Annotated in this window: 26 protein-coding genes and 1 pseudogene; 14 read left to right on the top strand and 13 right to left on the bottom strand. The window is 33.7% G+C overall.

Annotated features, from left to right (window positions below):
- Positions 1-2: 2 nt before the first annotated feature.
- Positions 3-227, bottom strand: coding sequence for a DUF2061 domain-containing protein (locus SMGD1_RS12540; RefSeq protein ID WP_008339696.1), 225 nt, complete (start codon positions 225-227; stop codon positions 3-5).
- A 312-nt stretch (positions 228-539) separates the two neighbouring features.
- On the opposite strand from SMGD1_RS12540, the gene SMGD1_RS12545 reads away from it, so the two are divergent.
- The 4 genes and pseudogenes from SMGD1_RS12545 to SMGD1_RS14940 all read left to right on the top strand — a co-directional run bounded on the left by SMGD1_RS12545 (position 540) and on the right by SMGD1_RS14940 (position 4,198).
- A complete protein-coding gene (locus SMGD1_RS12545; protein ID WP_008339681.1) occupies positions 540-2,519 on the top strand; it encodes a methyl-accepting chemotaxis protein in 1,980 nt (659 codons plus the stop codon).
- A gap of 83 nt (positions 2,520-2,602) precedes the next feature.
- Positions 2,603-2,734: a hypothetical protein gene (locus SMGD1_RS15075; RefSeq protein ID WP_008339721.1), complete on the top strand. Its 132-nt coding sequence runs from the start codon at positions 2,603-2,605 to the stop codon at positions 2,732-2,734.
- Positions 2,735-3,022: 288 nt separating this feature from the next.
- A pseudogene (locus SMGD1_RS14935) lies at positions 3,023-3,464 on the top strand (flagellin N-terminal helical domain-containing protein); the annotation flags it as partial.
- A gap of 398 nt (positions 3,465-3,862) precedes the next feature.
- Positions 3,863-4,198, top strand: coding sequence for a flagellin (locus SMGD1_RS14940; RefSeq protein ID WP_241761522.1), 336 nt, complete (start codon positions 3,863-3,865; stop codon positions 4,196-4,198).
- Between the two features lie 148 nt (positions 4,199-4,346).
- Here SMGD1_RS14940 and SMGD1_RS12565 read toward each other — a convergent pair whose 3' ends face one another.
- A complete protein-coding gene (locus SMGD1_RS12565) occupies positions 4,347-5,417 on the bottom strand; it encodes an alkene reductase (RefSeq protein WP_008339621.1) in 1,071 nt (356 codons plus the stop codon).
- 260 nt (positions 5,418-5,677) lie between these two features.
- Here SMGD1_RS12565 and adk point away from each other — a divergent pair, with 260 nt between their 5' ends.
- Positions 5,678-6,325: an adenylate kinase gene (gene adk / locus SMGD1_RS12570; protein WP_008339615.1), complete on the top strand. Its 648-nt coding sequence runs from the start codon at positions 5,678-5,680 to the stop codon at positions 6,323-6,325.
- A gap of 44 nt (positions 6,326-6,369) precedes the next feature.
- Here adk and SMGD1_RS12575 read toward each other — a convergent pair whose 3' ends face one another.
- Both SMGD1_RS12575 and SMGD1_RS12580 read right to left on the bottom strand, forming a co-directional pair.
- Positions 6,370-7,668, bottom strand: coding sequence for a M16 family metallopeptidase (locus SMGD1_RS12575; protein ID WP_171801009.1), 1,299 nt, complete (start codon positions 7,666-7,668; stop codon positions 6,370-6,372).
- Positions 7,665-8,723, bottom strand: coding sequence for a quinone-dependent dihydroorotate dehydrogenase (locus SMGD1_RS12580; RefSeq protein WP_008339745.1), 1,059 nt, complete (start codon positions 8,721-8,723; stop codon positions 7,665-7,667). Before SMGD1_RS12580 ends, SMGD1_RS12575 begins: the two co-directional genes overlap by 4 nt.
- A gap of 73 nt (positions 8,724-8,796) precedes the next feature.
- Between SMGD1_RS12580 and SMGD1_RS12585 the strand changes: the two genes are divergently transcribed.
- A complete protein-coding gene (locus SMGD1_RS12585; RefSeq protein ID WP_008339828.1) occupies positions 8,797-9,366 on the top strand; it encodes a DJ-1 family glyoxalase III in 570 nt (189 codons plus the stop codon).
- Positions 9,363-9,884 (top strand): DUF4136 domain-containing protein, encoded by a 522-nt coding sequence (locus SMGD1_RS12590; RefSeq protein WP_008339660.1) that lies wholly within the window; start codon positions 9,363-9,365, stop codon positions 9,882-9,884. The genes SMGD1_RS12585 and SMGD1_RS12590 overlap by 4 nt, the downstream gene beginning before the upstream one ends.
- 1 nt (position 9,885) lies before the next feature.
- Here the strand turns inward: SMGD1_RS12590 and SMGD1_RS12595 are convergent, their stop codons facing one another.
- The 4 genes from SMGD1_RS12595 to SMGD1_RS12610 all read right to left on the bottom strand — a co-directional run bounded on the left by SMGD1_RS12595 (position 9,886) and on the right by SMGD1_RS12610 (position 15,346).
- The gene (locus tag SMGD1_RS12595; protein ID WP_008339717.1) at positions 9,886-12,168 is read right to left on the bottom strand and encodes a putative bifunctional diguanylate cyclase/phosphodiesterase; all 2,283 of its coding nucleotides are present in this window, start codon (positions 12,166-12,168) and stop codon (positions 9,886-9,888) included.
- Between the two features lie 37 nt (positions 12,169-12,205).
- The gene (locus tag SMGD1_RS12600; RefSeq protein WP_008341489.1) at positions 12,206-13,126 is read right to left on the bottom strand and encodes a class I SAM-dependent methyltransferase; all 921 of its coding nucleotides are present in this window, start codon (positions 13,124-13,126) and stop codon (positions 12,206-12,208) included.
- Positions 13,127-14,527 (bottom strand): cysteine--tRNA ligase, encoded by a 1,401-nt coding sequence (gene cysS, locus SMGD1_RS12605; protein ID WP_008339635.1) that lies wholly within the window; start codon positions 14,525-14,527, stop codon positions 13,127-13,129. It lies immediately after the preceding gene.
- Between the two features lie 87 nt (positions 14,528-14,614).
- Positions 14,615-15,346 carry a methyltransferase family protein gene (locus SMGD1_RS12610; RefSeq protein WP_008339862.1) on the bottom strand — a complete coding sequence of 244 codons (732 nt, stop codon included), beginning with the start codon at positions 15,344-15,346 and terminating at the stop codon, positions 14,615-14,617.
- A gap of 175 nt (positions 15,347-15,521) precedes the next feature.
- Between SMGD1_RS12610 and SMGD1_RS12615 the strand changes: the two genes are divergently transcribed.
- The gene (locus tag SMGD1_RS12615) at positions 15,522-15,797 is read left to right on the top strand and encodes a DUF3144 domain-containing protein (protein ID WP_008339802.1); all 276 of its coding nucleotides are present in this window, start codon (positions 15,522-15,524) and stop codon (positions 15,795-15,797) included.
- 9 nt (positions 15,798-15,806) lie between these two features.
- Here SMGD1_RS12615 and SMGD1_RS12620 read toward each other — a convergent pair whose 3' ends face one another.
- From SMGD1_RS12620 to SMGD1_RS12640, 5 genes are all read right to left on the bottom strand, one after another.
- Positions 15,807-17,018 carry a TIGR03862 family flavoprotein gene (locus SMGD1_RS12620; protein WP_008339783.1) on the bottom strand — a complete coding sequence of 404 codons (1,212 nt, stop codon included), beginning with the start codon at positions 17,016-17,018 and terminating at the stop codon, positions 15,807-15,809.
- 48 nt (positions 17,019-17,066) lie between these two features.
- Entirely contained in the window at positions 17,067-18,560 is a 1,494-nt protein-coding gene (locus tag SMGD1_RS12625) for an ATP-binding cassette domain-containing protein (RefSeq protein ID WP_008341492.1), read from the bottom strand.
- A 51-nt stretch (positions 18,561-18,611) separates the two neighbouring features.
- Positions 18,612-19,241, bottom strand: coding sequence for a tetratricopeptide repeat protein (locus tag SMGD1_RS12630; RefSeq protein WP_008339742.1), 630 nt, complete (start codon positions 19,239-19,241; stop codon positions 18,612-18,614).
- Between the two features lie 2 nt (positions 19,242-19,243).
- A complete protein-coding gene (locus SMGD1_RS15100) occupies positions 19,244-19,402 on the bottom strand; it encodes a YqaE/Pmp3 family membrane protein (protein ID WP_039920261.1) in 159 nt (52 codons plus the stop codon).
- Between the two features lie 180 nt (positions 19,403-19,582).
- The gene (locus SMGD1_RS12640; RefSeq protein ID WP_008341496.1) at positions 19,583-19,867 is read right to left on the bottom strand and encodes a hypothetical protein; all 285 of its coding nucleotides are present in this window, start codon (positions 19,865-19,867) and stop codon (positions 19,583-19,585) included.
- Positions 19,868-20,258: 391 nt separating this feature from the next.
- On the opposite strand from SMGD1_RS12640, the gene SMGD1_RS12645 reads away from it, so the two are divergent.
- The 6 genes from SMGD1_RS12645 (at position 20,259) to SMGD1_RS12675 (ending at position 24,086) form a co-directional block, all read left to right on the top strand.
- A complete protein-coding gene (locus SMGD1_RS12645) occupies positions 20,259-20,636 on the top strand; it encodes a hypothetical protein (RefSeq protein WP_008339822.1) in 378 nt (125 codons plus the stop codon).
- 8 nt (positions 20,637-20,644) lie between these two features.
- A complete protein-coding gene (locus SMGD1_RS12650; RefSeq protein ID WP_008339848.1) occupies positions 20,645-21,439 on the top strand; it encodes a hypothetical protein in 795 nt (264 codons plus the stop codon).
- Positions 21,440-21,462: 23 nt separating this feature from the next.
- Entirely contained in the window at positions 21,463-21,951 is a 489-nt protein-coding gene (locus SMGD1_RS12655) for a hypothetical protein (protein ID WP_008339665.1), read from the top strand.
- 52 nt (positions 21,952-22,003) lie between these two features.
- Positions 22,004-23,119 carry a hypothetical protein gene (locus tag SMGD1_RS12660; RefSeq protein ID WP_008339651.1) on the top strand — a complete coding sequence of 372 codons (1,116 nt, stop codon included), beginning with the start codon at positions 22,004-22,006 and terminating at the stop codon, positions 23,117-23,119.
- A gap of 135 nt (positions 23,120-23,254) precedes the next feature.
- On the top strand, positions 23,255-23,515 hold the full coding sequence (locus tag SMGD1_RS12665) for a hypothetical protein (RefSeq protein WP_008339743.1): 261 nt from the start codon (positions 23,255-23,257) through the stop codon (positions 23,513-23,515).
- Positions 23,516-23,804: 289 nt separating this feature from the next.
- On the top strand, positions 23,805-24,086 hold the full coding sequence (locus tag SMGD1_RS12675) for a hypothetical protein (protein WP_008339692.1): 282 nt from the start codon (positions 23,805-23,807) through the stop codon (positions 24,084-24,086).
- The last annotated feature ends 6 nt before the right edge of the window (positions 24,087-24,092 follow it).

A 24,092-nucleotide genomic window follows, 5' to 3' on the forward strand; every position in this document is an offset into this window, starting at 1 on the left:
TCCTATATATGATAATCTGGGCTTTGAACTTTCCCTAGTTGTACTCTATTCCATCCTCTTTCATGAAAATAGTAGAGAATCATTTTTGTTACAACCTCAATGGATCCAATAGATGCAGCCATTGCTAAATTGCCGGTAATAAAATATGAAATTACAATAGTGTCTATCGTTCCAACTGTTCTCCAAGAGATCGTTTTAACAACTGAGCGATAAGCCTTTTCTTTCATTTTATTTCCTCTTAATTGATATCTAATATCAAGTGCATGGAGAAATTGTAACCGAATAATTATTCATTGTCAAGTAAGTCTATAAGTTTACTAGGGTATTGCCAAGTAATGTAGTAGGGTATGTTTGAGAAAAATGTCTTTTAAGCCATATATTTAGGGCTTTGTTCAATCTATGTATTATTGTGTGAAATTTGCAAAAATATATAAAATTTAAAAAAGGTAAAAAATATCTTACCATTATATGGTATAATTTCTTAAATACTCTAGTAAATCTATAGAATTACTGTTGTTATAAAAATATCAGGAGCTTACATGTTTAATTCTATTGCAAAAAAAGTTACGTATATACAGGTTGTTGTAATTGTTGTCTCAATGGTTGCCTTTATAGGCTATATAAATGACTATTTAAACAGTTATATAAATAAAGAAACTCATCTAAAATTAGATTCGAGTGTTGAGCGAATGGTTCAAACTATGGATACTTATAATGGAGCATTGGAAGAGAGTGCAACTAAGTTATATAATGTATTTAAAAGTAACTTCAGTGATTTTTCTATTACTCCAAATGAAAGAGTGGATGTGTATGGTGTCTCTACTCCAGTCTTAGTAAGTGATGGTGCAGTTATAAATAATAACTTTGCAAAAATTGAAGAATTTACAAAACTTACAGGTGCAGTAGCTACAGTTTTTGCTAAAGATGGGGATGATTTTGTGCGTGTATCTACATCTTTGTTAAAGATAGATGGAAAAAGAGCAATGGGTACATACCTTGGAGGATCAAAAAGTCCGGCATTTAAACCCATAATGGACAAACAAACATACATAGGTAATGCAAGACTATTTGGAAAAGATTATGTAACTGTCTACTCTCCAATATTGAGTATAAGTGGAGATGTGATTGGTATTTTATTTATAGGTTACGATTTTACAGATGGACTCAAATCTCTCTCTCAAAAGATCAACCAAATGAAGATAGGTGAAAATGGTCATTTCTATGCGATAAACTTAAAAACAAAAAAATATGATATTCATAATACATCAATAGGTACTGACGCAAACTCAGATGTGGCAAAACAGATAATAGAAAAAAAAGATGGCTATATCGCTTATAATGAAGATGAGTTAAGTAAAGCTGTAAGATTTAAAGCTTTTACAAAATGGAACTGGATAGTTGTAGGAGAAGTTAACTTAGCAGATTTTGAAAAAACAAATACAGAGCTAAGAGAGAACTTGATTATAGCTGCTACTATTATGACTTTTATAATTACGCTTATCACGTGGTTAGTAGTAAAAAGAGTAGTCTCTAGTCCTCTAAATAATCTTATATTTTGTACAAAAAACCTTTCAAGTGGAGATGGTGACCTTACCAGAAAACTAGATATTAAGGGACGTGATGAAGTTGCAGAAGCTAGTAAAGGGATAAATGATTTTATAGAAAAAGTAAGAATTCTTATTGCAGATGCTAAGAATCTATCAACTGAAAACTCATCAATATCTCATCAACTCTCAACAACATCAAATGAGGTTGGTAAACTATTAGAAGAATCAACAACAGTAGTAAAGAATACAACCGAGCAGGCAGTTACTATCAAAGATGAGATGGGGAATAGTATAGAAGAGGCAAAAATATCTAAAGATGATTTGGAAAAAGCGAATGGATTTTTAACACAAGCAAATCAAGCAATTTTAGAACTTACAAAAGATATAAAAATAAGTGCCTCAGTTGAAATAGAATTAGCTCATAGTATAAAACAACTAAGCGAAGATGCTAAACAGGTAAAAGATGTACTTTTAGTTATAGGTGATATAGCCGATCAAACAAACTTACTCGCATTAAATGCAGCAATTGAAGCGGCTCGTGCAGGTGAACATGGCCGTGGATTTGCTGTTGTTGCTGATGAAGTTAGAAAACTAGCTGAGAGAACACAAAAAAGCTTAATAGAAATAAATGCCACTATTGGTGTAATTGTTCAATCTATTATGGATTCCAGTGAGCAGATGACACAAAATTCTATGAAAGTAGAAAAATTGAGTGAAACCGCTATAGGAGTTGAAAATAAGATAAATGATCTTTCAGAGGTGATGGGTGAAGCGATTATAATGGCAGATAAAACAGTAGAAAGTTATATTCAAACAGGAAAAGACACTGAGAATATAATTAACAGCATTAGTAAAATAAATGAGCTCTCTGGCAAAAATGCAAGAAGCATTGAAGAGATTGCAAGTGCAGCCGAACATATGAATGCAATGACTGAAACACTTAACACTAAACTATCTGAATTTAAAACTTAATAATATATTTGAGAAAGGCTATCCGGAAGTGTTCAAAACTTTGTGTCAGACCGATAGAATATTAAATTCTAAAGGAATGACTTATGAAACAACAGTTCAATATGGACGAGGCATTTGAACTCATAAAACAAGGTGCCAGAATTGATGGTAAAGATGGAGTACTCGCTCCACTGATTAAACAACTTACTGAATTGGATGAAGCTTTAAATATATGATTTAAAAGCTCACTTTTTTATGTTCCATAATCACTTAGGGTTTGTGAAACTTTGCAGTTTTTACTTTTTGAACACTTTGTGGAACACGGAAAACTAATATGAGTGCTTCGTGTTCCAAAAATAAGGAAAACTGGAACACTTTTTTTACACCAACACAACCTAATACCCACCAAAATCTAACAACTATAGAAATATATAGGTTATCTTTAAAGATTATATAAAAAGATGTCGATTTAGTAGGCGTGAATAAATAGCAAGGACGCTGTTTAGTAATTAAAAGGATTTATTATGGGATTTATAATAAACACAAACATAGGTGCAATGAACGCACACAGAAACGCTACAATGAACAACGTTGGACTTGAAAAAAGTCTTAACTCGTTGAGTTCAGGTTTACGTATCAATAAATCAGCAGATGATTCAGCAGGCATGGCAATATCAAGTAAACTTACAGCACAATCTCAAGCGCTTGGTCAAGCAATAAGAAATGCAAATGATTGAATTGGTCTAGTTCAAACAGCTGATGGAGCCCTGGAAGAGTATACAAATATTTTAAAAAGAGTAAGAGTGCTTTCAGTTCAATCAGCAAATGACACACAAGATGCAACTTCTCGATCATATATACAAAAAGAAGTTACTGCGCTTTTAGCAGAAGCTAATGATATTGCTACTACTACAAAATTTAATGGGCAAGTACTTTTGGATGGGACAGTAGGTGGCACACCAAATACCCTTACTGCGACACAAATAGCTCAAGGTGAAGCAGTTGATTATATGACATCTCAACTACCTTCATACTTTGTTGCAAATGATGTAACTTTAACGTATATGAGCGTAGGTCAGAACTTTGACGGTATAGTAGGAGGAACAGTCACTAATCAAGCTATAGCAAATTATCCAGCAGCAGAAGCTACTATTCGGGCTTTCGGAGACGCACTTGCAAGTAGTGTTTGGTCTTCATGGATTAACGGAGATACTTATGCTCAACAAATTGCTGATGTAAATGCTATTACGACCACTTATAATAATAACTTTCCGGCAACAAATGCAGTAGGTGGGGGTGGAAGTAGTTTCACTCTCCACACTGGTGCATATGCAGGCAACACACAATCTATTAGTATAGGCAATATGAAAGTTGCAAATGCAGTGGGAACTATAGATGTAACCAGTCAAGCAGCAGCTGAAAATTCGATAGGAACAATAGATACAGCATTAAAAACAGTAGTAGAACAAAGAGCAACATTAGGTGCTGCACAAAATAAACTAGAATCTACTATAAGAAATATATCTGTAACACAGGTGAACGTTGAGAGTGCAAAAAGTCAGATAGAAGATGTAGACTTTGCAGCAGAAAGTGCTAAGTTTGCTAAGTTTAATATCATCGCTCAGTCTGGTTCATATAGCATGAGCCAAGCAAATGCACAGCCACAAAGTGTAATGAGACTACTTGATTCTGCGGGGTAAAGATAGTAGCTAATATTTACGGCAAAATAATTTAAGTTAATCATACTGTAGTTTTTGGAACTTTTTTTAAGTTTCAAACTAAATTGTTTAACTATAATATAATTTTAATGACTATCGGTTACTGACACAAAACTCTGAGTGGTCTCGGCTATCCTAGAGTAGGGTAGTCTGTGTAACCTTTTTCATCTTGAGTATAAAAAGTATCTGTGTCTGCATCTACTAACTTGGCATTTGTTTTAAAAGATTCAGGTAGATTAGGATTTGAGATATATAGTGCTCCAAAAGCTACAGCATCTGCTAGAGAGTTTTGTATAGTCTGATTTCCTCTCTCTTTATCGTAAGCCCCATTTGTAATAAGAATACCTTTATATGCTTCTCTTAAAGTAGATAGCTCTACGACATTAGCACCATGACGTATATCACCTTCTAGTGCATCTATTATATGAAGATAGGCAAGTTTGTATTTATTTAGTTCATTGCATATATAAGTAAAGTGCTCTTTAGGGTTAGAGTCTGTCATATCATTAAAAGTTCCACTTGGAGATAGTCTAAGTCCGACTTTGTCTGCTCCAATCTCTTTAATAATATCTTCTATAATATCAAATAAAAAACGACTTCTGTTCTCTATGCTTGAGCCATACTCATCTTCTCTTTTGTTAGTTGAATCTCTTAAGAACTGATCTATTAAGTATCCGTTTGCTCCATGAATCTCAACTCCGTCAAATCCTGCTTCTATTGCATTTTTTGCTCCGATTACATACTTTGTGACAAGCTCTTTTATCTCATCAACACTAAGTTCTCGTGGTGTCTCATACTCTTTCATACCCTCAAGAGTATAGACTTCACCGGTTGGCTTTATAGCTGATGGTGCTACAGGAAGTTCCCCATCATGATATGCAGAGTGAGAGATTCTGCCTACATGCCATAGCTGCAAAAATATTTTACCGCCCTTATCATGTACAGCCTCTGTTGTTTTTTTCCACCCCTGTATCTGTTTTAATGTATGGATGCCTGGAGTACATGGATATCCAATACCTTGAGTTGAAATCTGAGTAGCTTCACTAATGATGAGTCCAGCAGAAGCTCTCTGAGCATAATATGTAGCCATAAGATCGTTTGGTATATGATCCTCTACACTTCTGCATCTTGTCATAGGTGCCATGAAGATTCTGTTTTTTAAAGTATGGTTTCCGATTAGAATAGGTGAGAAGAGATTCATAATAAACTCCTTAAAATAATTAATACTATTATCTCATAGTATAAATTTTATTTATATAAAGAAAACTTATTAATAGGTTTTATATTATGAAATAAGAAGATGATAATTATTGATAAATATTAATAAGATGAAATAAGAAATAGAAAATAATTGGAGATTCTCTTTAAAATTTGAAATAAAATAAACTTTTTGTCTAAAACAGAGCTTATTTTAAACTCATTATTATATAGTTTCATTAACAAAATATATAGGAAGACACAATGAGAATTATATTATTAGGAGCACCGGGTGCTGGTAAAGGTACTCAAGCTCAATTTTTAACAAAGAAGTTTAACATTCCTCAGATCTCAACTGGTGATATGTTAAGAGCAGCTATCAAAGCTGGTACAGATATGGGTAAAATGGCTAAAGCAGCTATGGATGCCGGTCAACTTGTTACTGATGAGATTATTATTGGTCTTGTAAAAGATCGTATTGCAGAAGATGATTGTAAAAATGGTTACTTACTAGATGGTTTTCCTCGTACACTTCCTCAAGCAGACGCTGTAACTCAAGCTGGAATCGTTATTGATGCAGTTATCGAGATTGATGTTCCAGATTCAGAGATTGTAAATCGTATGTCAGGTCGCCGTGCTCACTTAGCATCTGGACGTACTTATCATGTTACTTTTAATCCTCCAAAAGTTGAAGGTAAAGATGATGAGACTGGTGAAGATTTAGTTCAACGTGATGATGATAAAGCAGAAGTAGTTGCTGACCGTCTTAAAGTTTACCACGAACTTACTCAGCCACTTATCGGTTACTATAAAGATCAATCAACTACGATTGATACACTGACTTATATTACAGTTGATGGAACAGCTCATATTTCTGAAGTTGAAGCTGCGATTACTGCCGAGCTAGGTTAATCTAAAACGTAGGTTTTAAAACCTACGTTCCTCTTCATAACTTTTTACTCAGCTTTTTTCAGAATAAGAGTAGTTGACTTGTTGAAGTTAAAATACTTTTTAGCAGCATCTTGAACTTTCTTAGCAGTCACTTTTTTTACATCTTCTTCATAGGTTAAAAGTGGGGTTAAATCACCTCTTACCAAGTAGCTTCCAAATAGGTTTGCAACAGATGTTGAACTCTCAAGTGAGTAGATGAAATCGGCTTTTGTATTAATTTTTACTTTGTCAAGTTCAGCTTTAGTAACTTGAGTAGTCTTCATAAGTTCTATCTGCTCTATAAGCTCTTTTTCTACATCTTCAGCTTTTACACCAGGGTTACAAGATGCCAGAAATATGAAAAGACCGGGATCAATATTTTCCATGTTGTAAGCATAAACTTGGTTCACAAGACGTTTTTTGTCTATTAGCTCTTTATATAGTCTTGAACTTTTTCCAGAGTATAAAATTTCAGACATTACACTAAGTGTAACTTGATCTTTGCTTTTAAAGTCAGGGATATGAAAAGTGATAGCCAGCATCTCTACTTCACTTTCTTTATGGATAGTTACTCTTTTAGCTCCATCTTGCTCAGGTTCTACAAATTTAAACTCAGGAATTTTAGCAGTGTTCTTAATGTCGCCAAACTCTTTTTTAGCCTTTTTAAACACTTCTTTAGGGTCTACGTCACCTGTTACCATCAAGATGGCATTGTTTGGCTGATAGTAAGTCTTATGAAAGTCTTTTATATCTTTGATAGTCCAAGTTTGGATATCATTCATAAAACCAATCGGAGTCCAGTGATACGGATGGTATACATAAGCGTTGTTAAACATTGCAAAGTAAAGGTAACCTAGTGGAGAGTTCTCTGTTCTCCAACGTCTCTCTTCTGCTACAACATCACGCTCAGGTTGGAACTCTTTATCTTTTAGGTTTAGGTTTTGCATAAGTTCTGCATAAAGACTAAGTGATTTAGAAAGATTATTAGTGCTTGACTTGATGTAGTAGTGAGTATAGTCAAAACTTGTTGATGCGTTGTTTACTCCACCTATGCTTTTGACTTCTTTGTCAAACTCTCCAGCTGGAAGGTTCTTTGTAGACTTGAAGTTCATATGCTCTAGCATGTGAGCTATACCAGTCTTACCCATAACTTCGTTTCTACTACCAACCTTGTAAAAGATATCAGTAGAGATTACATTTGTAGAATTTTCAAGTGGGATTACAACGATTTGTAATCCATTTTTTAGTGTTTTAGTCTCATATTTCGGTAATGAAGATGCCATTAGTGTCCCTAAGATTAGTATGAGTGCTAAGAAATGTTTCATTTTCTGTCTGCACCGATAGCCTCTGTGATATTTGTATATCCATCAGCTTTGATAAGCTTTATAAGCTCTTTGTTTATATTCATAACCATGTCAGGACCATGAAATACGATTCCGCTTAGTATCTGCACTAGTGAAGCTCCTGCTTTAATTCTTCTGTATGCTTCTTCGGCCGAGTCGATTCCACCCACAGATATTAGTGTAGTTTTACCGTAAAGCTCTTTTGCTACAGCTTCAAAAATTTTAAAACTTTTTTCTTTTAAGACTGCGCCGCTAAGTCCACCTACATCATGAGGCTTTTTTACAAGCGAATAGTCTATCGTAGTATTTGTAGCGATAATACCGTCTGCACCTTTTTCAACTGCCATCTTAGTAAGTGCTACTGCATCTTCTTCTGTCATGTCAGGTGCTATTTTTAAAAGGATAGGCATGTCTGTCAGTGCCTTAGCTTCACTAAAAAGTTTGCTGATAAACTCTTCATTTTGTAAGTCTCTAAGCCCTGGAGTGTTTGGAGAAGAGATGTTAATAACAAAGTAATCGCCAAGACCGTTAAACGCTTTTATAAGATGCGTATAGTCATTGATAGCTTCACTATCTGGAGTTAATTTGTTCTTACCGATATTTACACCAATAGGAGTTGTATATGGAAATATCTTTTTAAGCCTTCCCTGAACTTTTAGTGCTCCATCGTTGTTAAAGCCCATAGCGTTTTGAACAGACTTTTCTTCTACGTGACGCCACATTCTAGGTTTTGGGTTTCCGGCTTGTGGTTTAGGCGTAACAGTCCCGATTTCAGTGAAACCAAAACCTAAGATTTGCATACCGCGAATCATCGTAGCATTTTTATCAAATCCTGCACCAAGTCCTACAGGGTTTAAAAACTCTCTACCAAATAGTTCTTGTTTTAAAACATCATCAGTGATGAAGTGAGACTCTAAAAAAGAGTTAAATGGGATTTGGCATATATTTGCAGTTCTAATCGCTGTTTCAGCTAAGTGGTGTGCATTCTCTGGCTGTAGTTTAAATAGCCAAGGTTTTATACTTTCATAATTAATCATATTCGCAAATTTACCTTTTAATATTTTAGAGATTATACTAAAATAAAGGTAACGTTTTGATAAAGGATATATTATGAGTAGAGTTTTAGTACCTATAGCAGGTGGGTTTGAAGAGATAGAAGCTGTGTCGATAATAGATGTTTTAAGAAGAGCAGATGTAGAAGTATTGGTAGCTTCTTTAGATGATAAAAGTGCTGTAAAAGGTGCAAACGGTATCACAATAGTGTGTGATATGGATATAAAAGATGTAGATGCAGAGACTCTTGACATGATAATCCTTCCTGGTGGTTGGGATGGCACATATGCTCTTGCAGATGATGAAAATGTTCAAAGAATTTTAAAAGACATGGACGCAAAGGGCAAAAACATTGCCGCTATTTGTGCAGCACCTTTTGCACTACACAAAGCTGGTGTACTGAAACAAAACTATACTTGTTACCCCTCGGTAGAGGAACAGATAAGACTTGATGGATATCAGGGTGATAAAGCAATGGTCGTAGAAGATTCAAATGTTATGACATCTCGCGGGCCTGGTACTGCTATATGTTTTGCTTTAGCAATTGTTAAAAAGCTAAAAGGTGAAGAGACATATAAAATGATTCGTGCCGGAGTCTTAGCAAATTTTTGTGAGGAGGTAGTATGAAATATTTTTCATTCTTAATCACTACACTACTACTATTCGTAGGCTGTTCTACTCTACAAGTCACAACAGACTATGATGATACTTTTAACTTTTCTAAACAGAAAAGTTTTGCTGTTAAACATGAAAACAAAGAGGGTGAAGACACTCTTTCAAATGATAGAATCATAGACTCTTTAGAAGCAGACTTAAAACTTAAGGGTTATAAAAAAGTATCTCAAGAAGAAGCTGATCTGATTTTTGTTTTTCATGTAGATGTTGAGAAAAGAAGTGACATACAAACAGATTATCAAATGATGGGCTACGGTAGATATAGATATGGTGGGGCAATGGTTGCAACAACTAGCACATATAACTATACAGAGGGAACTTTAATAGTAGATGCATTAAATCCAAAAAATGAGAAGATAGTTTGGAGAGCGATTGGTGTAGCTGAACTTAAAGAGCAAAAGACTCCTCAAAAGAGAAAAGAATATATAGAGGGTATCATCAAAAAAATGATGAGTAGTTTTCCTAAGTAGATTAGGAAGCTTGCTCGTTATTTAAGAATTTTTCAAACTCGTTAACAGGAAGTGCTTTTGATACTACAAATCCTTGGTAGTACTCACAATCCAAATCCTTTAAAAACTCAACATGTTCTTTTTCCTCAACACCTTCTGCAATGACTTCAAATTTAAACTGTTTAGAAATCGTTAAAATAGTTTTTACTAAAGAAGCATCATCTTCATTGTCGAGAACATGCTGTATAAAACTACGGTCGATTTTTAGAAAATCAAACGGCAGGTTTTTAAGGTATGAAAGCGAAGAATAACCAGTACCAAAATCATCCATAGCAATAGTAAAACCGTGAGATTTCAAGAGGTTCATTTTATCTGTAGTTGCTAGAAGATTGTCAAGTGCTACTGACTCTGTAAGTTCAAGTTTTAAAGCACTTGGGTTTACGCTGTACTCTTGTGTAGCCTTTAAAATCTTAGTGACAAAATCATCCTGATTAAACTGTTTAGAGCTTATGTTAATAGATATATTTTTTATTTTATGATTGATTTTTTTATAGTCTATACATGCTCTTTGAATTACCCAATCACCAATAGAGATAATCAATCCACTCTCTTCAGCATAAGGAATGAAATCATCTGGATAGATAAGACCGCGTGTAGGATGATTCCATCTAATGAGTGCTTCACAAGAGGTTATGATTGAGCTTTTAGTCTCAACTATAGGCTGATAGTATAGTTCAAACTGATTGTGTTTTAATGCTTCTCGTAGTTCACTTCCGAGTATGAGTTGATCTTCTATCTTTTTGCTCATCCCTTGTTCAAAAAAGCATGTAGTATTTCTGCCTTGTTGTTTTGCTTTATACATGGCAATATCAGCATGTTTTAAAATTACATTGATATCTTCTTCTTCCTCAGATATAGTAGTAATACCTATACTTAGTGTTACATACAGACTATGTTCTTCAACTTCAATAGGTTCTTTCATAAGTTTATGTAGTTTTCTTGCTACATTGTGTGAGTACTCTAGCGCGTGGTTTTTATTATCACTCAGGTCTGATAAGAGTATGACAAACTCATCACCGCCTAATCTTGCTACAGTATCTTCTTTTCTCATGATACTAGAGGCTCTCTGCGCAAAAGTTTTAAGAAGTGTATCTCCGATATGATGACCAAGTGAATCATTGATAGTCTTAAAGTTGTCAATATCTATAAAAAGTATAGCTCCAAAACGATTATGTCTTGCAAGTCTTGCTATTTGCTGCTCAAGACGATCATTAAGAGTTAAGCGGTTTGCTAAACCTGTAAGATGGTCATAAAAAGCCTGTTGACGAATCTTTTTATCTGCCTGAATACGACCTGTGATATCCTCAACAATCCCAAGACCGCCTTTAATTTGGTTGTCAATATCATACATCGGAACGGCTTGCATCTTTATCCAGATCTCCTCATCCGATATCAGATTGTGATATTCTCCTTCATAGTAGCCTCTTTCTCCACTTAGTGTAGCATCAAGCTGTGGTCTGATGGACTGATCCCTAAGCAGTTTCATGTCCATATTTACGAGCTTATGTATAGGGGCGTTTAGTAATTCAGAGATTGATCTGTTTGCTTCTGTAATTATAAGGTTTTTGTCGTATGTAAATACACCGATAGGAACCTCTTTAAAAATAGAACTGAAATTACTCTCTGATAGTTTTAGTTCTTTTTCTGAGTCTTGCACTAGCATGTTTGATGTTATAAGCTCTATGATTTTTTCATGATGTTTTTTTGAGAATGTTATCAGCAGCATTAAAAATAGGGTGATTAGAAGAGACATCAGTATATGCATCTCAGTGCCAAATTTGTACATGGCAATTGCAAATGGTGCTAAGAGTATTATGAGGTAGTTTCTAGCCAGGTCTTTATATATTGACAGACTCATTACTGTTCCTGCTGAGAGGCCAGCCACTATCATAGTTAAAAATGCTTGATAAAATGGTTTGTTCTCTGGTAGTAGAACAAAGATACCAACACTGATGATGAGAGAAGTAGCAAGAGCATGGAGTTTAAAGCTTTTCTCAAGAGAATGAAGAGAAGCTTTTTGATTATGATTTAAAAATGATTTTGCTTTTATATGGCGTATAAGAAGAATAGTAGTAAGTGAAAGTAGCCAGATAGATAAAAATATTTTATCAGCAATATTCCAGAATACTATAGTAACTATAATAGAATTGACAATGACAGCAAGAGACGACGTGAGTAGATTTGAAGAAGCTAAGTGAAGAAGCTCATTTCTGATATTTATATTATTTTCAGTAATCTTAATCATTGTTCATACTTAACGGATCCTGTTTATTTGTGGAGTATTATACTATAATTTTCGACCTTTGGAAGACAAGATTTTTTAAACTTCTTTCTTCATCTTCACTTTGAAATTCTTCTACGTTTTCTAAACGCTTTATAAACATGAAACTTGGAGCCAACTCTTTTATAAGCTCTTTTATAAACTCAGCTTCTAAGTCAGGTGAGTTCAAACAAGCTAAAAGTGTACAATCCTCAGATGCTATCTGTTCTAGCTTATTGATTAATTTTCTATAGTCCTTAGTCGCTTCAAAACTTCCTTTTTGAAAGGTAGGCGGGTCGATAATAATCAAATCATACGGACCTTTTCTCTTTATGCTTGAGAATGATTTTAAGATGTTGTAAGAGAAAAAACTAACACTTTTTGTATCAATGTCGTTTAGATGATGATTTGTGCGTCCTGTGCTTAGAGCACTTTTGCTCATGTCGATATTAAAAACTTTATATGCACCGCCAAGCATAGCCGCCACACTAAAAGCACAAGTATAAGAGAAAAGATTTAAAACGCTTTTGTCTTTTGAGTTTGCTTTTACGAACTCTCTTCCATTTTTCATGTCAGGAAAGTATCCGCTGTTAAGGTTAGAGAGTAAGTTTAGCTTTATCTTCATGCCGTTTTCAACTACAAACAGATCATCTGCCAACTCACCGACTATAAGTTCACTCGGAGAACCTTTGATGTAACGGCGTTGTAAAACTATGGTCTTGTGCCTGCTAGATGCTACAAACGACTTTAGCATCTCTATCAGTTCAACTTCATTTTCTTCTTCAAAGTAAAGAGCAACGCTTAAGATGTCATCTATAGAGTCAACGCTCAGATGCTTCCAACCTTTGTAAAGCTCACCACGACCATGAAAAAGTCTCTTAAACTCTGTAGATAAATCTTTTGAGTTTTCTTCTAGGTGTTTTTGTATATCTGAGATGGTCATTTAAACCTTTTCCCAAAAAGTACCTTGTGGCGTGTCCATGATGTTTACGCCAAAGGCTAATATCTCATCACGAAGTTTGTCTGACTCTTGGAAGTTTTTCTCTTTTTTAGCTTCGTCACGTTTTACGATTAGGTCAAATATTTGCAGTTTTGTATGAGCATCTACACCGAATTGAAAGTACTCATAGGCATTTTTACTGCCAAAGCCTAAAATCTTTTCTATGTAAGCTAAGTTTGAAATAGTCTCTCTCTTTAACTCTTTATGTTTTCCTGCCGTGTCTAAAACTTCGTTCGTGCTTGAAATAAACGCTTCTATTAATGCAAGAGCAGAAGATACATTCATATCATCACTAAGAGCTTTTAAAAGTGATTCTTTAAACGGTGTAGCATCTGTACAATCAGCCAGTCCAAAAAGTCTCTTTTTAAGTCTGTATATCTTGTCAAGTCTCTTTTTAGAAGTCGCCAAGTCTTGGGTGTTAAAGTTGAAGTTACTTCTGTAGTGTGTGCTTAAAAGGTAGAAACGCAGAACCTCTCCATCATACTCTTTTAGTGCATCTTTTAAGAAGAAACTGTTTCCTAAACTCTTAGACATTTTCTCGCCGTCAATGTTTACAAAACCATTATGCATCCAGTAGTTTGCCAGTGCATGGTTAGTTGCACATCTAGTCTGTGCAGCTTCATTTTCATGGTGAGGAAAAAGTAGGTCAGCCCCACCACCGTGGATATCTACTGCAAACTCTGCACCCTCGTGAGCAAGATGTTTTTCTATCATCGCAGAACACTCTAGATGCCAACCGGGACGACCTTCACCAAACGGAGAATTAAAAGTGATGGTGTTATCTTTTACGCTCTTCCACAGAGCAAAGTCGGCAGGATTTCTTTTTTGCAAAGAGTTTTCAACTCTTTGCAGTTTGTCATCTTCATCTTGGACTCTTGAAGAGAGAGATAGATACTCGCCATCACTCGAAGTATCAAAGTAAATATCACCCTCAGAAGTTTTATAAGCATGTCCTGAGTCTATAAGTTTTTGGATAAGTTCGTACATTGCATCAAGAGATTCTGTAGCTTTTGGCTCGATATCTGGGCGAGATACACCGATGGCATCCATCTCTTTGTGAAATGCATCTGTATAGAAGTCTGTAATCTCTTTGATGTCTTTACCTGATTCTGCTGCTTTTTTGATGATTTTATCATCGATGTCTGTAATGTTTCTAGCATAAGTCACATCGTAGCCGTTTGCTTTAAGCACACGTGAAAGCAGGTCAAATACTAAAGCACTCTTAGCATGACCTAGATGCGAGTCATCATAAACAGTAGGACCGCATACATACAGAGAAGCTTTTCCCTCTACAAGTGGAGTAAACTCACGTTTTGTTTTTTGCACTGAATCGTATATATACATATATTGATTTCCTATGATTGTAATTATTTGTTGAAGTTTTTATATTTGTTATATTTATGAATTATATACGTGATTATAGCATATCAACTATCTCTCTCCAAATGGAATCAACATTGGAGTGGTTTTAATATAATCTTTGTACTCTTTACCGAAAGTCTTTATTAAGCTTTTTTCTTCATAATAAAGACCTACTAAAACATAAATTGTCATACCAACACTTAAAAGTAGATGAGTATAGCTCATAGATGGTGTTGCCCATAATCCAATAAGTGTTCCTGCCTGAATAGGATGTCTTATATATTTATAAAAATACCTTACCTGAAACTTCACTTCTGGTTCAGGGATGTTTTTTAGGGCTCTATAGCCTTGATGTAAGCCAAAAAGCTCAAAATGATCTATAATAAAAGTGGCAACAAATGCACTAAGCCATCCAATAATATATATGAGGGTAATGCTTAAAAACAGTATGTCATTTTGGATATTCCAGATATAACCTTCTATGGGTTGCCAAAAATAAAATATCAATATCAAACAGATTGATGAAGCAAAAGAGTAAGTAGCAGATTTTACTGAACTTGAAACATCTTTTAGCAAGCCATCTTTAAAAAAACTCCTTGCCATAAGGGAGTGTTGCAAGCCAAAAAACAACAATAAACCTGTGTTTATTAAAATAGGATTTATATCTAAACTAATAATAGAATTATCAATATTAAATTTCATAAACTCCCATGGATAAACCCATAAAATCAAAAAACTCAAAGTGATAATAGAAAGTATGTAACCAACTAAAGAGTATAAAAATATTAAATATTTTTTCATTGTTTATTTTCCTGTAGATTGTTGTAACTTTTAATTATTTATTAAAATACATTATATGTAAAATAATCTTAATAAACATAAACTACTGAGTTTGAAATGGTAAAAATAAATTTACTATTTCAGTTCATATTAATATAGTTTAAGTTAAACTTTTTTCATAATAGAGGAAATAACAATGGATACAAAAAATAATGGTTTTTTAAAAAGAGCAGATGCACTTATAGCTATTGCAAATGAACAGCTAGGCGAAGAAGTAACTCAAGGAGAGGTAAGTGCTTCATTTATGTATGGAGCTGCTAGATTTAATGCATGGATGGCTGCTTCTTCATTTGAATCAGCGAAAGATTTAGATGATGAAAAAGAAAAAATTGTAGAGTATTTTATGGGCGAATATAAATTAGCACTAGAAGAGCATCTAAAAAATCATATAGAAAATTTTAATTTTAGCTAAAGTGGAGATTTATTCACGTTGTAACAATTTCAAAAGACCTTGTGCTGCCTGTTTACCTTGTCCCATCACACCCGTTAACAGATAGCCTCCTGTTGGTGCTTCCCAGTTTAGCATCTCTCCAACACAGAATACTCTAGGAAAATCTTTTAGCATCAGATGCTCGTCTAAATTTTCAAATGCTAAACCACCAGCTGTACTAATCGCCTCTTCAATCGGTCGATAAGATTCTAATGATAAAGGAAACTTTTTAAGCGTCTTTGCTACTAACTCAGGCTCACTTAACAACTCCTTTGCTAATACCTCTCTTAACAAAGAAGCCTTTACGCCATCCAATCCTAAGCGCTTCCAAAAGGCACTCAAACTCTGCTTACCTTGTTTTGCACTCAACTGTTGCTTTAACTGACTTTCACTACGATGTGGAAAGAGGTCTAAATAGACTCTAAACGGAGATTTCTGCTCTATTTGCTCTCTTAGATATTTAGAATGAGTATAGATTAAACTGCCCTCAACCCCATACTCATTGACTAAGAGCTCACCGAGTTTGGATTGAAGATTTTCGTTAATATCTCTGAAGCTTAGTTCTACATTTTTTAGCGGTGTGCCTGAAAACTTCTCTTTAAATACCTTCGACCAGTTGACATTAAAACCCATATTTGCAGGTTTAAGTGGGGCGATTTCTAGCCCTTTATCTTTGAGAATTGTTGTCCAAGCGCCTGTTGAACCTAAGTGTGGCAAAGATGCACCACCTAAAGCCAAAATAACTGCATCAAATGAATAATCTTTTAGCCCATCAGGAGTTTCAAACTGCCAAACATCATTAGACCAACCCACCCAACGATGTTTCATTTTGAACTGAGTACCGTTTGCTTTGAGTTTATGTATCCAAGTGCGTAGCAATGGTGCGGCTTTTTTATCCAAGGGATAGACTTTGCCAGAGGAGCCAACAAAAGTTTCAAACCCAAGGCTCTCTGCCCACAAGCGCATGTCATTTGGGCTAAAGGTTTCTAAAGCAGGTTGTAAAAAAGCTTGGGCTTCAAAATAGCGACTCGCAAAGAGGTCAAAGTCTTCAGCATGTGTTAGGTTTAAACCACCTCGTCCTGCTATTAAAAACTTACGTGCCGCAGATGGCATCGCGTCAAACACTGTTGGTGCATAACCCGCTTCAGATAAAACTTGTGCCGCCATCAGACCAGCAGGGCCAGCCCCAATAATAGCAATCATAAATCTAATCCTTTGAGAGTTGAAATAATTTCTGAATTATATCTAAAATCACAAAATCTCTTGAACCGTATAAGCTCTATCTTGACTCTTGTCAAACACCCATCGCTTCGTACTTAAGTTCTCTAAAAAAGTCTCGTCATGAGTAATGAACAACAGCACCCCTTCATACTCTTTTAAAGAAGCTTCCAAAGATTCTATAGAATCAAGATCCATATGGTTTGTCGGCTCATCTAGGATAATCAAAGAAGGTCGCTTTAACAAGCCTTGAGCGATTAGCAGTTTTCTTACTTCACCCGGACTTGGTATGCTACTATTTAGCAGTGCTTTGGCATCAGAGCCTAGTCTTTGAACTAGGGTGAAAAGTTCACCTTTTTCATCACTGTTTAAGTTGCTGATATCAGTAAAGAGTTGCTCTGCTTCTTTGTCTGTAATCTCTTGAGGTATGTAAAGATAGTCATGTTGAAAATCAATCTTTTCTATAAAATAGCTTATAAATGTGCTCTTACCAGCACCATTCTCACCACTGACACCTACTTTGTCTCCAATATCTACGGACAATCTTGGAAAACAGAGTTGTGTTGACTCAAAAAGAGTAATACAGTTTTTCTCAAGTGCTATGGGAAAATTGTGTCTGGCAATTTCTCCTTCAAAGCTGATGCCTGTTGCATATTCTTTTGAGAGTTTATTCATATTTTCACTTAAGTGACGTTGTTTAGTAACGGTACGCTGTAGCATCTGCCCATCATGTTTATCTTTACCAGTCAAAATAGCGCCGTTTATTTTCTCTTTCATAGAGCTGTCAGATTTACCAACACCTTTTTTAGAGAACCGCTTTTTAGAAAGGGAGACTTTTTCTCTTTGAACCTGAACAACTCTGTTGATTTTTTTTAGCTCATTTTCCTGCTCAGTGATTACTTTTTTCTTGTGAGAGAGTGTCTGTCCATAGGCAAGGTGAGCCAAAGAAAATTTTGATCTGTATTTTAAGACTTCTCCTGCTTTTATCATGATAGTCTGTTGCGTTAATGCATCTAGTAGTGTTCTATCATGACTCACCAAGATGCCGATTCCTTTGTAGCTTCTAAGTGCCTCAATAACTATTGCCTGAGAACGAGAGTCAAGATGGTTGGTCGGCTCATCGACCATTAGTACATCACTCTCACTAGAAAGCGCAACTGCGAGTTGTAGTCGTTTACGTTCACCATGACTCAGAGTTTTCCAAGTGCCTAACCATTCGTCCTTGACCTGCAAAAGGTCTCTGAGCTTATACGCCTCTTTTGTATAAGTCATCATAAACTTTTCAAGCTGTTGCGGGGGAAACTCTGTACTTTGTGCGCAATAAACTACAAGATCATTACCAAGAATCATCCCTTTTTCGGTTTTGAGCTCTTTTGATATTAGTTTTAAAAGTGTACTTTTACCAGAACCGTTAATCCCAGCCACAGCACTCCATCCCTCTTCAAAGTCTAAATTTAGGGCACTAAAAATGGGTTCTGCTGCGCTGGGATATTTGTACGATAAGTCTCTGATTTTTAAACTATTCATAACTTCCTGTCTGTTTTCTTTGAGTGGATTTATCTTAAGATGTTTAGGAAATTACTTTTTACCCTCATCAACTAATCTTCTATAGCGACTACAGGCGGTGCTACTTCCCATATTGCAAGCTCTTTTATAAAGCCTTTTTGCCTTATCTTGACTTCCTGGTAGATCATCAGCATCTCTATAGAGTTCAGCTAGGTAAAAACACCCGGCAACAAGTCCCTTTTCGCATGTGTCAGCATAAAGTTCACTAGCTATTTTGTAACTTCTATTAACGCCTCGTCCTTTCTCATAAGCAACTCCAAGATTGTAACATCCTTCGATGTTTCCAGCATTACAAGATTTTGCATAGAGTCGACTAGATTTGAAAAAATCTTGTCTTACTTTACCAACACCATTTTCATATAAATTTCCTAAGTTGGAACATCCTGCACTATCTCCTGCATCACAAGTTATAGTATAAAGCTCAACAGCTTTTAGTTCATTATATCTTGTGCCTCTTCCATTCGCATACATATATGCCAGATTGTAACAACCATCAATATTTCCACTGTTACATGATTGAGTCCAAAGTTTAATGGACTCTTTGTAGTTACCATTTTTATATTCTGCTGAACCTTGAGCTACTAAATCAGCGTACAGGTTCAGACTAAAGATTAAACAAAGCCCTAATATTAATCTATTCATTATTACTTTGTAACACGCCAAACTGCATGAACTACGCCGGGAATGAAAAATATTAAACATAATACGATGTTGATAAGAAGATCCTTTCCAATGCCATTTTTAAAAAATACTGCAACTGGTGGTAAGAATATTGCCAAGACTATTAATATTATTTTATTCATTATAAATTTTCTCCATTATTATGGTTATTTAGCATAGATTATATATAAATCTTTTTGATATGTCAAAGTGGGTATTCAAGCCCTGAGATGTAAGTTTATTTAATGTCTAACGGTTGTCGTGAGCAATAATTTTCCCGTTAGTGTAAATTATTGGTCTCCTCGTATTTGTTAGACTTGTTACTACTTAAAAAATTGAATTGCTTCAATTATATTATTTATTTTTTCTTCATCTTGATTAATTGTAGCTTGATGTAATAACCCAGATAACATAGAATTTCTTGTATCTTTTGGAATTACACAAGGACTTAAAATACCTCGTGATTGTGGGTAGTCTCCCCAATGTACACCTAACGCTTTTTCTCCACCATTATATTCATTTTTATGGTCGTAATTTCCAATAATTAAAACTAAGCCATTATCATTATAAAACTCTTTTGGATTTTTCCAATATGAAATCATTTGCATTTTTACTCCTGTAGTCTAACTATTTATTACAGTAATATAGCAATAAATAACTAAAGATACCCATAGAATCATACTTTTGCAACTCTTATCAAATTTAATATTTAATATTTCTAGTTATATATAGGCACATTATGGACACAAATCTTATAAAACGTATACTGATTTAATGGCTCCGAATACTGAAAAATCTAAAATACACTGAAATGCCATGAAATAGCCACTTTAAACTCTCTCTCTTCTATCAAAGAAAGTCACTTAAAGATATTACTTTAGCTATCAAGCAGCTATAAATATCAATCATATTCTAACTGTAATAATTATAAAACATTATTATGGTATAGTACTTGTAAAATAAATAATTATACAAAAAAAGCAAAGGGTTTTCTAAATAATGAGTTTCAAAATAATCACAGAATCTCCTGCATGGAAAACATTCTTCTCATCTGTTTTACCAATAATCACGGGTATATTGTCTGGAATATTTGTTATAGAGATTACAATTGACGGTGTCATAGCGTGGAGTTCATTTTTTAAAGCAACTAGCTTTTATGTACTAGTTTTTGTTGCTATATGCATGTACTTTTACAATAAGGCTATTTACTTATTTGAAAATGAAATTTCAAAATTTTCCGATGATGAATATTGTACTGCTTATATAAGAAGTAAATGTCTTCCTGAAGCAGCAGAAAAATATAAAACTTTGATACGTAATGGAAATGGTGGAGAGTTAAAACAAGCTATGGATGAAATGAAGAAGGTACTAAAATGAAAACGTTAATGAGTCCAGAATTTAAAAACAAGTTAGCTATATTGGATCAGGCTACTGTTATTAATATAGTTTCTTTTATAACTAAGGTAGTAGACCTTGATAAAAATGACTTGTTATCGACTGAAAATTTGAATGTTTCTGCTTTAGAGGGTGGCATATATAGCACAACTTTACCATCAGGTAGACTATTCTTTACATTAGGTGATGAAAATGATGAAGATTACATCATACTTATGGATGTTACATCTATTCAAAATAATGTAGCTGATATGAAAAATAACTATTATACTTCTAATAATCCACGTACAAATAATACGCTAAATCCAACTTTCAATAGAACAATAAATCCAACTTTCAATAGAACAATAAATCCAATTTTCAATAGAACAATAAATCCAACTTTCAATAGAACAATAAATCCAACTTTCAATAGAACAATAAATCCAATTTTCAATAGAACAATAAATCCAACTTTCAATAGAACAATAAATCCAACTTTCAATAGAACAATAAATCCAATTTTCAATAGAACGCTCAACCCTAAATTAAATAGAAGTTATGATGGACCATTTCTATATGATATAAGTTTGGAACAGCAATCATTTATAGTAAGAGCAAATGAGCAAGTTGAACTTATTTTTACATTAAATCTAGAATTAATTGGACTTATAGTTGATGTAAATAATCAAACCAAAGTTGAGTTTGATATAAATAATCAGTTGATAGGTTATTTTGTAAAAGCAAATGAACAGGTATGGTTAAGATATTCTAAAGATAACAATTGGATAGGTTTATTAATATAAAATAGTTTTTATAAGGTGAATGCATGATAGATGGTATTTGGGATGATGGTGAGTGGATAAGTTGGGATATTATTAATCATCAACTGTATGAAATTGAATTAAGACAACTGTATCCTAATGCGGATATCATGTTAATTAAAGTATTTGAAGAATTAGTTGAAGTCGCTAGACAGTATCATGATATCACAGGAAGATATCTTCCTGTATTTGGGGAACTTGGAGAGATATTCGCTGAAATTACATTTGGAATAGATAGGCATAAACCAAGGGCACAAGGCTCTGATGGTCGTTTAGGGAATGATTTTATAGAAATAAAAACAATATCTCCAGAAAAAAATTCTACAAAAGTTGAAGTAAAAAGACAAGGTAATTTTAATAAGTTACTTGTAGTAAAAATTAGTGAACACTTTGAATTTGAAGCAAAAATAATAGATAGAAAAGACATGTCAAAAGGTATTGGAAAATATGCTACTGTCTCATGGTCATCTATGAAACATGTAACAAAAAATTAGAGCACACTAAAGTATGAAACTATTTTTAAGTTTCAAGATATAGGAATAATATTTGAATAAAATCTTAAAAATAATTATTAAACTTTTTAATGTATCACTTAGATTTATAGTTTTTCTTCCAATAATTATAATAATTTCTATTATATCTACTTCCCTGTTTAATATTTTCTTCCAAAACAAACACTATAAACTAAAAGAAGATATAAATGAAGAAGATACCAAAGAAATAAAAGATAAATGGCTATCTTCTGCGAATAAATATAATGTTATTGAAGAATATAAAAACACATACTTAGAAACACTAGAATACTTTAGTAGATTTGAAAAAGAAGTTATTTTTGATAAAGAAAAGAATAATCCGCAATACAAAAACATTCAATACATATTTCACATAATATCTCTTGCAAAAGAAGCAATCAAACACTTAGAAGAAGTCACAGCAGATGATAAAAAAGTTGCTTATTTTGAATCAAATAAAAATTCCTCAATAGATGATTTAATACAACATTATATAAATAAACTAGAAGCTAAAAATGAAGATAAAATTTCAACTAAAGCAGCTAGAAATGAGATACGATTACGAAAATTTATTATTAAACTAAAAAAACACAACACCTTGTTTATGAATTTTTATCTAATGCTTTTTACAATTTATCCTATCTCTAATTTAAATATTAAAAAAGAAGATAAAGATTATATAGAAGCACTAGAAGATATATATGAATTTGTTCGTATTGGACATGCTACAAGAAGTCAAATCCATAAAAGTGTTGCAATACAAATATATAAATTATATGAAGATAATATATCAAAAATAAACCTACCTGAATATACAACAGATACAGAATTAAAAAATCAAATTGGTAAGCTTATTGATTTCATATTTCAAACAGAAAAACCTTACAAAAATTTCAATAATATAGAGCAAGAAGGATATGTAAAAAACATTGTTTATACCTTCCCTGTATTTGAATGTGATAATTATTTATCTAAGAGGCAAGTAAGACGATTTAAGTTTTACTTTAGTACTAAAAATAGCCTTGTTCCAAAGTATATACCAAAATTTATTCGTAAAGTTGCTTTAGATAAAACATTAAAAGAACCCCTCTCCTTTTACCAGAAAAGCGTGTTTGTAACTTTATTCGGTTTATTTCGGAAAAAAATATAAACTTCTTTTTTAACCCGTAAAATAACTCTTCACTTCTCTTTCCAACTTATGTCAATCTTCCAATATCAAATTTGAAATTCGTTAATTCGAAACGTACTTAACTAGTTGAGTTTAACTCAATATAAAGGCTTTATTATGGCAACATATAAAAAAGCAAAACTACTGCATATATTTACAAGTGCAGACTATACAAATAAAGAGACACAAGAAGTGACTCTAGGTAAGGTAAAACTACAACTATTGGAAGTAATAACTTTACGCAATGGTGAGATTAAAAACGAGTTGATAGATATCTCTATCCCAAAAGAAAAACTCAGTCTATACAAAGACAAGATTGGTTCAACGGTAGAAGTTGAAGTAGGTGTAATCGGAAAGTGTAGTTACTACGGTATCTAAATAAATAACTCGTAGTGAGAGGAACTTATCATCTATTTGTGAGGCACGAACAAAAGATGAAAAGTGACTCGAACCACGAGCTAAATTTCCGAGTTCTTGGTAACACTCGGTTCTTAACATATTTAATACTAAAAATTACTATGTTAACAATTGAAAAAACACTAAAAGATTCTCTCGGAGATGAGGACGGAAAGGAAGAACGCCTGAGTGATGACTCCCCGCCCGCAATCGTAGTGGGAGGTTACTTAGTAGCCTCCCTTTTAACAACTAACATTTAAAGGTATAAAAAATGGAAAATGAAAACAACATATCCTCTAACTTACCAAATGTAATTAGTGGGATAGATACACTCTACTACTTTTATGAGTCTAACGATTTATATGATGATTTTTTCTTAGAGATATTAGACCAGTTAGAAGATAGCAAAGGAAGATTTGATAAGCGTGAAATATCTTATTCAAATAAAGATTTAAAAGTATCTATAAACAATCAAGTTTTTGAGTTCAACTGCAAAAAACGGAGCAAATCGGACACCAATGCCGATTCAGTTCGGACACTAATGCCGTTTTAAATCGGA

The organism is Sulfurimonas gotlandica GD1 (genome assembly GCF_000242915.1).
GTDB lineage: Bacteria > Campylobacterota > Campylobacteria > Campylobacterales > Sulfurimonadaceae > Sulfurimonas > Sulfurimonas gotlandica.